The following is a 12,746-nucleotide window of genomic DNA, read 5'->3' on the forward strand; positions in this document are numbered from 1 at the left end:
CCCACCACCCGCCGAGTCGGCACCATCGGCTGAACGGTGACCTGGCACAGGAGACTCACGAACCAGCGATCGGCCGAATCACGCGACACCGTCACCGTCGAAGGCTCCACTCCCTCCGGCAGAGGGCGCGACCACACGATGCGCAACGGCTCCTTCATCTTGGCCAAGGTCAGCCGACCCTCGCTGTACGCGAAGGCCGATCGGGCGTACTCGGCGGACGCGCGCGAGCGCTTGCGCGACTTGAATCTCGGATGGTGCGCTCGTTTGGCGAGATGGTTGCCGACGGCGGTCTGGAGATGACGCAATGCCTGCTGCAGCGGCACGCAGGAGACATCGTTCGAGAACGCGAACTCGGCGTCCCGTTTCCAAACCGTCGGCATCGCCGACGACTCCCTGTAGGTCATCGGCCGGCCGCCGCGGCGAGATTGGACACGTGCTTCCAGAGCCATGTTATAGATCAGACGGACACAGCCGAAGGTGCGGCCCAGGTGCTCCACCTGCTCCGCAGCCGGGTAGAAGCGGTACCGGAACGACCGTCGAACACTCTGTGTCATGCTGTCGACACTAATCGAACATGTGATCGGGGGCAGAGCATTCGCACATTTCCGCTCGTCCGAAGCCACAGTGGCATGGAGCCGCCTCACCACCCGCCTGAACGCGGGGCTTCACACTCCTCAGGAGGTCAGACATGACGGAGAACACACCGGATCGAGCACGCACGCGGTTCCCGGGGATCAGTTCCCGGGCCTACGAACACCCGGCGGACCGGTCGGCGCTGGTGGCGCTGCGCTCTCTGTCCGGCTTCGATGTCGTGCTGCGCAAGCTGTCGGGGCTGGTCAACGAGCGTTCGCTGAGGCTGATGTTCCTCGGCGGCACGGTGCGCGTGGGCGAGGACCAGTTCCGCAACATCTACGACATGGTCCGGGACGCGTCCTACGTCCTCGACATGCCGGAGGTACCGGAGCTGTACGTCCGGCAGGACCCGACGCCGAACGCGATGGCGCTCGGCTCCGACCACCCGTTCATCGTGCTGAACACCGGCCTGATCGACCTGCTGGACGACGAGGAGCTGCGGTTCGTCGTCGGCCACGAGGTCGGGCACATCCTGTCCGGGCACGCGGTGTACCAGACGATGATGCAGATCCTGCTGCAGCTCGGGTCGCGGCTGGCGTGGCTGCCGCTGGGCAACGTCGGCATCGCGGCGATCATCATCGGGCTGCGCGAGTGGTTCCGGAAGGCCGAGCTGTCCTCGGACCGGGCGGGCCTGCTGGTCGGCCAGGACCTGGACGCGGCGAAGCGGGTGAACATGAAGCTCGCCGGCGGCGTCCGGCTCGGCGAGATGAGCAGCGAGGCGTTCCTGAAGCAGGCGCGCGAGTACGACGAGGCCGGCGACGTGCGCGACGGCATCCTGAAGTTCCTGAACCTGCTCGGCCAGTCCCACCCGTTCGCGGTCATCCGGTTCTCCGAGATCGACCGGTGGGCGCGCAGCGGCGAGTACGAGCGGATCCTGGCCGGTGACTACCCGCGCCGCGACGACGACGGCAGCGCGTCGGTCAGCGACGGGATCAAGGACGCGGCCAAGTCCTACCGGGAGTCGTGGGAGCGCACGGCCGACCCGTTCGTCGGCAAGGTCCGCGACATGGCGGACGCGGCGGCGGGCGCGGCCGGCGGGCTGTTCGACCGCTTCTCGCGCCGGGACAACGGGCCGACCGACCGCAACTGACGACAGGGCCGAGGGCCGCCGCGACACGGACGCGGCGGCCCTTCCCCTTGCCCGGGACGCCCTTAGAACGGCGCGGGGACGAGGAGTTCGACGTTGCGGTCGGCGGTCTCGCCGCGGCGGTTCTCGTCGCGGTCCTGCCAGTCGTTGCCCGCGAGCTCGCGGGACAGGGACGCGAGCCGGACGGGATCGCCGAGGCGGCCGCCGTAGGACGCGGGCCCCGCCGAGTCCAGGACCGTCGTGAAGACCGACAGCGTCCCGTCGCCGTTGTCGGCGAGTTCGACGATGCGGCTCTGCTGCGGGAAGTCGATGTGCGCGGCCGTGTTGACCTCCCAGAATCCCCCGCCTCCCTCGCGGACGTGCGGGATCACCTGGTTCCGGTGGGTGTGGCCGTTCACCCAGAAAATGACGTTCGGGTGGCGCAGCAGGAGCGCCTGGACCTCGTCGCCGAGAACGCGGTCACCGCCGAGGCCGTTCTCCATCGAGCCGATCGGGTGGTGGCTGAACAGGACGAACAGCCGGTCCTTCACGGCGTGCCGGACGACCGAGCCGTCCGCGGCGAGATAGCGGCTGCTGCCCGCCTTCAGCTGGGACTCCAGCCACGCGAACTGGGCCTTGTCGAGTGAGCCCTCGGAGTAGCCGTTCTGGTTGACGGTGTCGAGGACGAGGCCGCGCACGATTCCCTTGTCGAACGCGTAGTAGGCCGTCCCGTCACGGAGGTTGGCCCAGGTGAACCCGTGGCCGCGCAGGGGTCTGCTGGTCTTGAAGTGCTCGGCGACGACCTCGGCCCGCGACAGCAGCCGGCGGTCCCAGTCGGGGGTGACCTGGCGGAACAGCCCGCCCGAGGCGCCCTGCTCGCGGCTGAGCCGGACGAGTTCGGCGGCGTCTCCCCTGCTGACCATGCGGGCGAGGCGCTCGGCCTGGCCGCCGTCCGCCGGGGCGCCGATCTTGATGCCGCCGGTCGCGAGGCCGGAGATCAGCGGATTGACCGGCAGGTTGCCCTGGATGAGGCCGTCGTGGTTGCCGAACACCGCGTACCACGGGGAGTCGAGGCCGGTCGCCTGGAACGGCCTGCGGGCGGCGTCGATCAGGCCCGTGATCCGCGGGAAGCCGTACCTGGTGATCGCCACGTCGGCTTCGGCGCCGGGCGGCGGGCCTTCGGGGTGCCAGTAGGCGCGGTCGTAGGCGGCCCAGTCCATGACGCCCTCGTACCGGCCGGGGTCGCCGGAGTCGGGCCGGACGCGTTCCCCGTCCAGCAGGTCGATGATCCAGCGGACCTCGTTGTACTGGGCGTTGTCCGTGGTGTCGCCGGTGTTGATGGTGAACGCCAACTGGAGCCCGGTGGCGGGGCCCCGCCCGACCCTGTTCATCGCCTGGACCATCGCCTCGCCGACGTGCGTCGACAGGATCTCCTGCGGGCGGTAGCCGCCTTCGGGGAACACGCTGATCATGTCCCTGAAGCGGTCGATGAACTCGACGCGGGCCGGGGACTGCGCGTCGAGGACGTGCACGTCGGTGAGGTGCCCGAAGGCCAGGACGCCGCGGCGGGTGGCGGCGCGCCGGGCCGAGGCGATCCCGCCGAGATCGCGGCGCAGGACGTGCGGTTCGCCCGGCCCCGCGACCACGGGGCGGTACCCGCCGGCGCCGGCCGCGCCGAGCACGTACGTCCGGTCGAGGGTGGTCCCGGCGGCGGGGCCGCGCAGCGCGGGGACGGCCGCGGCGGCGCGTGCGGGATACGCGGTAAGTCCGGTGGCGGCGACTCCCGCGCCGAGGGCGGCGCCCTTCAGGACGCGGCGGCGGCTGTACTCACGGGTCACAATCGTGAATCAGACCACACCCCACAACGTGACATCAATGGCAAAAATGTCACAACTTGCCCGCCGCGGTGCCGGGCCGGGTCTCAGCCCCTCACGTGGCCTTCACCGGTCACGACGAACTTGGTGGACGTCAGCTCGGGCAGTCCCATCGGGCCGCGGGCGTGCAGCTTCTGCGTCGAGATCCCGATCTCCGCGCCGAAGCCGAACTCCTCGCCGTCGGTGAAGCGCGTCGAGGCGTTCACCATCACCGCCGCCGAGTCCACGAGCGCGACGAAGCGCTTCGCGGCGGGCTGGGACGTCGTGACGATCGCCTCGGTGTGGCCCGAGCCGTACCGGCGGATGTGGGCGACCGCGTCGTCGAGGGAGTCCACGACCCGGGCGGCGATGTCGAGGGAGAGGTACTCGGCGTGCCAGTCGTCCTCGGTCGCCTCCACGACCTCCTGGCCGTACGACCGGATGCGGTCATCGCCGTGGACCGTGACTCCGGCGCCCTTCAGCGCCTCAAGCGCTCGCGGGACGAACGTGTCCGCGATGTCGGCGTGCACGAGGAACGTCTCCGCGGCGTTGCACACGGAGGGACGCTGCGTCTTGGCGTTCAGCAGCACGTCCAGGGCCATCTCGACGTCGGCGGCGGCGTCCACGTACACCGCGCAGTTCCCGACGCCCGTCTCGATCACCGGGACGGTCGACTCCTCCACCACCGAGTTGATCAGCGAGGCGCCGCCGCGCGGGATCAGCACGTCCACCAGGCCGCGCGCCCGCATCAGGTGCTTCACCGACTCGCGGGACGTGCCCGGGACGAGTTGCACCGCGTCCGGCGGGACCTCAGTACCGGCCAGCGCGCCCTGCATCACCTCGACCAGGGCCGTGTTCGAGCCGTACGCCGACGACGAGCCCCGCAGCAGCGCCGCGTTCCCGCTCTTGAGGCACAGCGCGGCGGCGTCCACGGTCACGTTCGGACGCCCCTCGTAGATCATCCCGACCACACCGAGCGGCACCCGGACCTGCCGCAGCTCCAGGCCGTTCGGCAGCACGTCGCCGCGTACCGACTGCCCCACCGGGTCGGGCAGCGCCGCGACCTTCCGGACGGCCTCGGCGATCGCGGCGATCCGCTCCTCCGACAGGCTCAGCCGGTCGATCATGTACTCCGACGTGCCGCTCTCCCGGGCCAGGACGACATCGGCCTCGTTCGCCTTGACGATCTCCGGCGCGGCGGTGACCAGCGCGTCCGCGATCCGGTTCAGCGCCGCGTCCTTCGCCGCACGCGGCAGCGGCGCGAGCCCCGCCGCGGCCTCCCGGGCACGCCCCGCCACACGCAGGAACTCGTCGCGCTCGCTCATCAGGTTCCTCTCTTCGCCGCAACTCAGCGTTCGCCGGTCAGGATCACCAGGTGGTCTCTGTGGATTATCTCGCGCTCGTACTCCGGGCCCAGCTCTCTCGCCAGCCATCGCGTCGAGCGGCCCATCAGGTCCGGGATCTCGGACGCGTCGTAGTTCACCAGGCCGCGCGCGACGACCTCGCCGGCGGTGTCGCACAGGTCGACGGGGTCACCGGCGGCGAAGTCGCCCTTCACGCCCGTGACGCCCGCCGGGAGCAGCGACTTGCGGCGCCGCACGACCGCCTCGACGGCGCCGGGGTCCAGCGTGACCCTCCCCTGGCCGGTGGTGGCGTGGGCGAGCCACAGGTCCCGTGTCGACATGCGGCGCCCCTCCGCCGGGTGGAAGAGGGTGCCGACCCCCTCTCCGGCGAGCGCCTGCGCGGCCGACGCCGCGTTGGTGAGCACCACCGGGACGCCCGCGATCCGGGCCGCCTCGACCTTGGTGACCATGCCGCCGGTGCCGACCCGGCCGGAGCGGCCCAGCTCGACGTCCTTGAGGTCGTCCGGCCCGCGGACGTCGTCGACGCGGCGGGCGCCGGGCCTGCGCGGGTCGCCGGTGTACAGGGCGTCCACGTCCGACAGCAGGACCAGCGCGTCCGCGCGGATCAGGTGGGCGACGAGCGCGGCGAGCCGGTCGTTGTCGCCGAACCGGATCTCGTCGGTCGCGACCGTGTCGTTCTCGTTCACGATCGGCAGGATGCCGAGCGCGAGGAGCTGCGCGAGCGTGCGCTGGGCGTTGCGGTGGTGCGAGCGGCGCATCATGTCGTCGGCGGTGAGCAGCACCTGCCCGGCCGTCAGCGCGTGCCGGGCGAACGACGAGGTGTAGCGGGCGAACAGCTGGCCCTGGCCGACGCTCGCCGCCGCCTGCTGGGTGGCGAGGTCGCGGGGACGGCGGGTCAGCCCCAGCGGCCCGAGGCCGGCGGCGATCGCGCCGGACGAGACGAAGACGATCTCGGTGCCGTCCGCGCGGCGGGCCGCCAGCACGTCCACCAGGGCGTCGATGCGGCCCGCGTCGAGCACGCCCTCCGGCGTCGTGAGCGACGACGACCCCGCCTTCACCACGATCCGCCGGGCCTTCGCGATCGCCTCGCGCCCGCCCATCAGCGCCGCTCTTCCGGGGTCTCGCGCCGCCCGCCCAGGCGGCGGTCCGTTCCGCGCGGGCCGGGGGCGGCCTCGCCGGCGGGGATCTCCGGCTCCCAGTCGAAGACGATCGAGTCGTCGATCGTGCCGATCAGGACCGTGGCTCCGGCGGCGGCTCCGGCCTTGGCGAGGGCGTCCTCCACGCCGAGCCTCGCGAGACGGTCGGCGAGGTAGCCCACGGCCTCCTCGTTGGCGAAGTCCGTCTGGCGCAGCCACCTGACCGGCTTCGCGCCGGTGATCAGGTAGGTGTTGCCGCCGAGGTCCCTGACCTCGAAGTCGGTGTCCCCGCCGACCGGCTCGGGACGGATGACGATGCGGGTCGGCTCCGCGGGCGGCAGCGAGGCGCGGTACTCGCCCACCATCGCCGCCATCGCGAACGACAACTCCCGCAGCCCCTCGTGCGTCGCCGCCGACACCTCGAAGACCTTCAGGCCGCGCTCCTCGAACTCGGGCCTGACCATCTCGGCGAGGTCGCGGCCGTCCGGCACGTCGACCTTGTTCAGGACGACGACGCGGGGCCGGTCCGACAGCGGCCGGTCGCCGAGGACCCGGTCGTACGCCTGGAGCTCGCGCTCGATGACCTCGAAGTCGCTGACCGGGTCGCGTCCCGGTTCCATCGTGGCGCAGTCGAGCACGTGGGCGAGCGTGGACGAGCGTTCGATGTGGCGCAGGAAGTCCAGGCCGAGGCCGCGGCCCTCGCTGGCGCCCTCGATCAGGCCGGGCACGTCCGCGACCGTGAACGTCGTGTCGCCGGCGCTCACCACGCCGAGGTTCGGGATCAGCGTCGTGAACGGATAGTCGGCGATCTTCGGCTTGGCGGCGGACAGCGCCGCGATGAGCGACGACTTGCCCGCGCTGGGGAAACCGACGAGCGCGACGTCCGCGACGCTCTTCAGCTCCAGGACGACGTCGGCCTCCTCCCCCGGCTCGCCCAGCAGCGCGAACCCGGGCGCCTTGCGCTTGGCCGACGCCAGCGCGGCGTTCCCGAGGCCGCCGTTGCCGCCCCGCGCGATCACGAAGCGGGTGCCCTCGCCGACCAGGTCGGCCAGGACCTCCTCGCCCGCCTTCACGACGGTGCCGTCGGGGACGGGCAGGACCACGTCGTCGCCGTCGGCGCCCGTCCGGTGGCTGCCCTGCCCGGGGCGGCCGTTGCCCGCCTTGCGGTGCGGGCGCCGGTGGTATTCCAGGAGGCTCGCGGCGTTGGAGTCGACGACCAGGACGACGTCGCCGCCGCGCCCGCCGTTCGCGCCGTCCGGGCCGCCGAGCGGCTTGAACTTCTCCCGGTGGATCGAGGCGCAGCCGTTGCCGCCCTTGCCCGCGGCGACGTGCAGCACCACCCGGTCGACGAACTGCGCGCCCGATCCCGCTCCAGCGGCCACGGTGACTCTCCTCGATGAAAGGCGAAGGGACGGACCGAGAACGGTCCGCCCCTTGCAGAAGTGTGTATCCCTGGCGGACTATTCCGCCGGCGGGACGACGCTCACGGCGTTGCGGCCGCGGTAGCGGCGGAACTTCACCGAGCCCGCGACCAGCGCGAACAGCGTGTCGTCGCCGCCGCGCCCGACGCCGGGGCCGGGGTGGAAGTGGGTGCCGCGCTGCCGGACGAGGATCTCGCCGGCGTTGACGACCTGGCCGCCGAACCGCTTCACGCCGAGGCGCTGGGCGTTGGAGTCGCGACCGTTTCGGCTGGACGACGCGCCCTTCTTGTGTGCCATCTGACCGCTCCCTTACTTCCCGGCCTTGATACCGGTGATCTTGACCTCGGTGTAGGGCTGACGGTGACCCATCCGCCGCTTGTACCCGGTCTTGTTCCGGTAGTGCATGATGTTGATCTTCGGGCCCTTGACCGCGCCGAGGATCTCGGCGGTCACCTCGTAGCGCGCCAGGTCGGCCGACTTGCTGACGACGTCGTCGCCGTCCACGACCAGCAGGGCCTGAAGCTTGACGGTCGAGCCGACCTCACCGGCCAGCTTGTCGACGGTCAGCACGTCATCGACGGTGACCTTCTCCTGCCGGCCGCCTGCGCGGACAATCGCGTACACCGCGGAAACCCTTCGTCTGCGCGCGCTTCCGGAATCAACCGGTCCCACGCGTGGCTTACCAGCCCCCGGGGCGGGGGCCTACCCCCGGCACCGGGCCGAGGGCGGCACACCAGGAGAGACCCCTGGCGCTCTCTGCTTGGTCTCACCGGATCGGTGAGGTGAACACCGAACGACCCCGGACGGGACTCGCGGTGCATGTGGAGATGACGCGCCCACGACGCGCCGAAGCCCAGGATACCGGATGCCGACACCTATCGCATGTCGCGCCCGCGGCGCTGCTCCCCGTCCCCTGGGCTTCGGGCCTTCGCCCGTGGCCCCGGCCGAGGTCGAACTCGGCCGGGGCTGGGCGGTGGCCCTTACTCCGCTTCGGTTTCGGCGGAATGGGCGGTGCGGTGGGCGGCCGGCTTGGGCGTGGCCGCCCCTGCGGAGTCGGTTTCCGCGGCCGTGGGCTCGGAGGACGCGGGGTCGGCGCCGTTCAGGTCGGTGCCGTTCAGGTCCGGGCCCGACGGGTCCGGGGTGGCCGGTTCCGTCGTGGCCGGCTCGCTCGTGGCCGGGTCGGCGCCGTTCGCGGTGGTGGTCACCGGTTCCGTGGAATCCAGGGACTCCAGGATTCCCGGGGGTGTCTCGGCGACCTCCGCGGCGGCGTCGGCGGCCTCGACCGCGGCCTGTGCCGGGGACTCGTCCGTGTCGATCTCGGGCGGGGGGCCCGCGGGGCGCTTGGCCGGGCCCGACCTGCGCGGTCGGGAGCGCACCGGCTCGGGCTTGGGCTCCACGACGGGTGCGGGCTCCGGCTCCGGCTCGGGCTTCAGCTTCTGCTTCGGCGCCGGCTCGGGCTCCGGCTCGGGCGGTGCGATCTCGTGGCGGGCCAGCTTCTCCTCGACGGCCTTCTCGACCTCGCCCTTGCGCTTGCGACGGCGGCCGCTCTCCTTGGCCGCCGCCTTGTCCGCCTTCGGCTCGACCGGGGACAGGTGGACGTGGATGCCGCGGCCGTTGCAGGACTCGCAGGTCTCCGAGAACGCCTCCAGCAGGCCCTGGCCGACGCGCTTGCGGGTCATCTGCACCAGGCCCAGCGAGGTGACCTCGGCGACCTGGTGCTTGGTACGGTCCCGCGACAGGCACTCCACCAGGCGGCGCATCACCAGGTCACGGTTGCTCTCCAGCACCATGTCGATGAAGTCGATCACGACGATGCCGCCGATGTCGCGGAGCCGGAGCTGGCGGACGATCTCCTCGGCCGCCTCCAGGTTGTTGCGGGTGACGGTCTCCTCGAGGTTGCCGCCCTGCCCGGTGAACTTGCCGGTGTTGACGTCGATGACCGTCATCGCCTCGGTGCGGTCGATCACCAGCGAGCCGCCGGACGGCAGCCAGACCTTGCGGTCCAGCGCCTTGGCGATCTGCTCGTCGATGCGGAACACCGACAGGGCGTCCTGGTCGCCGGTCCAGCGCTCGACGCGGTTCGCGAGATGCGGGGCGACGTACTCGACGTACTCGGAGATCGTGTCCCAGGCGCCCTCGCCGGACACGACGAGCTTGGTGAAGTCCTCGTTGAAGATGTCGCGGACGACGCGGATCGTCAGGTCGGGCTCGCCGTAGAGAAGGGAGGGCGCGGAGGCCGTCTTCACCTTCTTCTGGATGTTGTCCCACTGGGCGGCGAGGCGCGACACGTCCCGGGACAGCTCCTCCTCGGTGGCGCCCTCGGCCGCCGTCCGCACGATCACGCCGGCGTTCTGCGGCATGACCCTCTTCAGGATCGACTTGAGGCGGCTGCGCTCCTTGTCGGGAAGCTTGCGGCTGATGCCGGTCATCGAGCCGTCCGGCACGTACACGAGGTAGCGGCCGGGCAGCGAGACCTGGCTGGTGAGGCGGGCGCCCTTGTGCCCGAGCGGGTCCTTGGTGACCTGGACGAGCACCGACTGGCCCGACTTCAGCGCCGACTCGATGCGGCGCGGCTGGCCCTCCAGGCCGGAGGCGTCCCAGTTGACCTCGCCCGCGTACAGGACGGCGTTGCGGCCCTTGCCGATGTCGACGAACGCCGCCTCCATCGACGGCAGCACGTTCTGGACCTTGCCGAGGTAGACGTTGCCCACGTACGACTGGTGGGTGGCGCGGTTGACGTAGTGCTCGACGAGCACGCCGTCCTCCAGGACGGCGATCTGGGTGCGCTCGCCCTCCTGGCGGACCACCATGACCCGGTCGACGGACTCGCGGCGCGCCAGGAACTCGGCCTCGGTGATCACCGGCGGGCGGCGGCGGCCCTGCTCGCGGCCCTCGCGCCGGCGCTGCTTCTTGGCCTCCAGCCGGGTCGAGCCGCGGACGGACTGGACCTCGTCGTCGGAGGTGCGGGTCTCGGCGGCGCGCGAGGAGCGGACGTGGACGACGGTGTTGGGTGGGTCGTCCGTGCCGGTCCCGTTCTCGCCGTCGGTCCCGGTCCGGCGCCGCCGGCGGCGACGGCGGCGGCTCGACGCGGCGTCGCCGTCGGCCTCGTCCTCGTCGGCCTCCTGCTCGGACTCCTGCTCGGCCTTGGGCTCCTTCTCCTTGCCCTTGGCGGCGGGCTTGTCCTTCTTGGCCTTGTCCTTCTTGGCGGCACCGTCCTTCTTGGCGGCACCGTCCTTCTTGGCGCCGTCCTTCTTGGCGGCGCTCTTGGCGGGCTGCTCGTCCTTGGGTTCGTCCTTGGGCTCGTCCGCCTCGGCGGGCGACTCGTCCTCGGCGCCCTCCTTGCCGCCCCTGCCCCGGCCGCGTCCGCCGCGGCGGCGGCGCCGGCGGGACGGGCGGTCCTCGGAGTCGTCCTCGTCGGACGGCCCGTCGTCCAGCTCCTCGTCACCGGTGTCGTGGTCGGTGTCGTGGTCGGCGGGCTCGGCGGCGCGCTTCGGCTCCTCCTTCGGACGGGAGGGGCTCTCGGCCTTCGGCTGCGGCGGCTGGAAGACGACCATCGGCGGCTGGAACGTCACGCCGGGAACGCCCACGCCGCTGGCGGGCTCGGTGTCGGACACCTGCTCGGCGGGAATCTCGGTGCCGGGCGAGGGGACCTCCGGCACCGACGGGACGGCGGGGGCCGTGGCTCCGGGAACGTCCGGTCCGGCCGAGGAGGCGGCGGACGCGGCGGCGGAGCCGCGCCGGCGGGTCCGGGTGCGGGGCGCCGGCGCCTCATCCGCGGGCCGCTCCGCTTCGGCGGCCACGGGCTCGGACTCGGTGTCGGGGGAGGTCTCCGCGCCGGTCATCGGGACGGGCTCGGACGTCTCGGCCGCCTTCCCGCTCCGGGTGCGGGTACGGGTCCGGGCGGCCTTCTTCGGCGGCTCGGCCTGCTCGGCGGGCCCGCGGGCCGCTTCCCGCGGCGCGACCGCGCCGTCACCGCGTTCCCGCGCTCCGTGGTCGCGCCGGCCTCCGTGGTCTCGCTGGTCTCCGTTCCGGTGTTCTCGTAGTCGCCGTTCTCGTTATCGGTGCCTTCGGCCGTGGCCGAATCGGCTTCGTTCTCACGCATCCGGGCAATCTCCCGTCAGGCTCCCGGGCGCGTCCGCGTCGCTCCGCCAGGGGGCGGATCGGTGCGGTGCGCCGCACGAGAGCTCTCCGTCAGTCGTCGGTGCCGTCACCGCCGGACCGTGGTCCGGCCATGACGACGAAGTCGTCGGGGGTGCGCCCGCCGTACCCTGCGGGACCGGTTCCGTGCTGCCACGGCTTCGGTCTCACGGTCAGGCGCTGACGGCATCCGTGCTCGCGGTTTCCCCGGGCTGCGGCCGCCGCGGGCCGCGGGCCGCCTCGGCGTCGTCGCCGGACGGCAGGCCGATCTTCTCCCGGTCGGGATCCAGAGGATCCGCGAGGCCACCGGTGTCCGCGTCGAGGGGCCCCTGCGCCAGCCTGGTCACCAGCGGGGGTGACGGCGGCGCGAGGTCGGCGATCTGGCGCAGTCCGGTGAGGATGTCGTCGGGTCGTACGGCCGGTGTGGAATGCCGAACAACCATTCGAAGTATCGCACAAGGGGCATCCGCCGCCTCCGCGGCGCGCCGGTCCAGCTCGAACGAGGACACGGCAGCGCGCACGTCGAAACGGCGCCGCCCCTTCTTCGTGAGGCGCTCGACCTCGATGTTCGCGGCGTCCATGAAGGCGGCCACGGCGGCGGCGGCATCGTGGGATGGCACGCCGTCCAGCCTGATCCGCCATTCGGACGCCTCGAGCCGATCGGCGAACGCGCTCGGTCTCGGCTGCGCGTCGCCGGCGCTTCCCGCCCGCACCGGGACGACATCGACGATGTCGAGCCCGGGAGGCAGTGCCGCGTCGAGATCGGCCCGCACCCGCGCAGGGTCGCGGGTCTCGGTCAGTCCGATTTCGAGGTACTCGGCCTCACTGGCCACCCCTGTCGCCGCCGCACCCGCGTACGAGATCTTCGGGTGGGGGGTGAATCCGCCGCTGAACGCGACCGGGATCCCGGCGCGCCTGACGGCGCGTTCCACGGCCCGGGATATGTCGCGGTGGCTCGTGAACCGAAGCCTGCCTCGCTTGGCGTAGCGGACGCGCAGGCGCTGGGTCACGGGGGCCGGCGCCGGACCCTCCGGCATGGGTGCCAGGGTTCTGGTCCTTCCTACTCGTGCCGAGTCGAAATAAAGGTCTCCCTATAGAGTACGGGTCGCCGCGCATCCTTTGACCCCCGGGAGTCC

Annotated in this window: 10 protein-coding genes; 1 reads left to right on the top strand and 9 read right to left on the bottom strand. The window is 72.0% G+C overall.

Annotation, left to right across the window (positions count from 1 at the left end; all coding sequences use genetic code 11):
- Positions 1-554 (bottom strand): helix-turn-helix domain-containing protein (locus tag E1281_RS13765; protein WP_131878043.1); only part of this gene is annotated, 554 nt, incomplete at its 3' end.
- Positions 555-688: 134 nt separating this feature from the next.
- Here E1281_RS13765 and E1281_RS13770 point away from each other — a divergent pair.
- On the top strand, positions 689-1,723 hold the full coding sequence (locus E1281_RS13770) for a M48 family metallopeptidase (protein WP_131878045.1): 1,035 nt from the start codon (positions 689-691) through the stop codon (positions 1,721-1,723).
- 62 nt (positions 1,724-1,785) lie between these two features.
- Here the strand turns inward: E1281_RS13770 and E1281_RS13775 are convergent, their stop codons facing one another.
- From E1281_RS13775 to E1281_RS13810, 8 genes are all read right to left on the bottom strand, one after another.
- Positions 1,786-3,537, bottom strand: a complete 1,752-nt coding sequence (locus E1281_RS13775; RefSeq protein WP_131878047.1) for a TIGR03767 family metallophosphoesterase — start codon at positions 3,535-3,537, stop codon at positions 1,786-1,788.
- A gap of 83 nt (positions 3,538-3,620) precedes the next feature.
- A complete protein-coding gene (locus E1281_RS13780; protein ID WP_131878049.1) occupies positions 3,621-4,877 on the bottom strand; it encodes a glutamate-5-semialdehyde dehydrogenase in 1,257 nt (418 codons plus the stop codon).
- A gap of 23 nt (positions 4,878-4,900) precedes the next feature.
- Entirely contained in the window at positions 4,901-6,016 is a 1,116-nt protein-coding gene (gene proB / locus E1281_RS13785) for a glutamate 5-kinase (protein ID WP_131878051.1), read from the bottom strand.
- Complete coding sequence (gene obgE, locus E1281_RS13790) at positions 6,016-7,434, bottom strand: GTPase ObgE (RefSeq protein WP_131878053.1); 1,419 nt, start codon at positions 7,432-7,434, stop codon at positions 6,016-6,018. The genes proB and obgE overlap by 1 nt, the downstream gene beginning before the upstream one ends.
- 78 nt (positions 7,435-7,512) lie before the next feature.
- Positions 7,513-7,770 (bottom strand): 50S ribosomal protein L27, encoded by a 258-nt coding sequence (rpmA, locus tag E1281_RS13795; protein ID WP_131878055.1) that lies wholly within the window; start codon positions 7,768-7,770, stop codon positions 7,513-7,515.
- A 12-nt stretch (positions 7,771-7,782) separates the two neighbouring features.
- Entirely contained in the window at positions 7,783-8,097 is a 315-nt protein-coding gene (gene rplU, locus E1281_RS13800; RefSeq protein WP_131878057.1) for a 50S ribosomal protein L21, read from the bottom strand.
- A 356-nt stretch (positions 8,098-8,453) separates the two neighbouring features.
- Positions 8,454-11,315, bottom strand: coding sequence for an Rne/Rng family ribonuclease (locus tag E1281_RS13805; protein WP_165958918.1), 2,862 nt, complete (start codon positions 11,313-11,315; stop codon positions 8,454-8,456).
- Positions 11,316-11,783: 468 nt separating this feature from the next.
- Positions 11,784-12,647, bottom strand: a complete 864-nt coding sequence (locus E1281_RS13810; protein WP_131878059.1) for a TIGR03936 family radical SAM-associated protein — start codon at positions 12,645-12,647, stop codon at positions 11,784-11,786.
- Positions 12,648-12,746 lie beyond the last annotated feature (99 nt).

Origin of the sequence: Actinomadura sp. KC345 (assembly GCF_004348515.1) — a bacterium.
In the GTDB taxonomy this organism is placed as follows: Bacteria; Actinomycetota; Actinomycetes; order Streptosporangiales; family Streptosporangiaceae; genus Spirillospora.

Bases quoted from the DNA above. Each gene is read 5' to 3' on its own strand.
- E1281_RS13805 (WP_165958918.1), bottom strand. From the start codon at position 11,315: ATGACCGGCGCGGAGACCTCCCCCGACACCGAGTCCGAGCCCGTGGCC.
- rpmA (WP_131878055.1), bottom strand. From the start codon at position 7,770: ATGGCACACAAGAAGGGCGCGTCGTCCAGCCGAAACGGTCGCGACTCC.
- proB (WP_131878051.1), bottom strand. From the start codon at position 6,016: ATGGGCGGGCGCGAGGCGATCGCGAAGGCCCGGCGGATCGTGGTGAAG.
- E1281_RS13780 (WP_131878049.1), bottom strand. From the start codon at position 4,877: ATGAGCGAGCGCGACGAGTTCCTGCGTGTGGCGGGGCGTGCCCGGGAG.
- E1281_RS13810 (WP_131878059.1), bottom strand. From the start codon at position 12,647: ATGCCGGAGGGTCCGGCGCCGGCCCCCGTGACCCAGCGCCTGCGCGTC.
- E1281_RS13770 (WP_131878045.1), top strand. From the start codon at position 689: ATGACGGAGAACACACCGGATCGAGCACGCACGCGGTTCCCGGGGATC.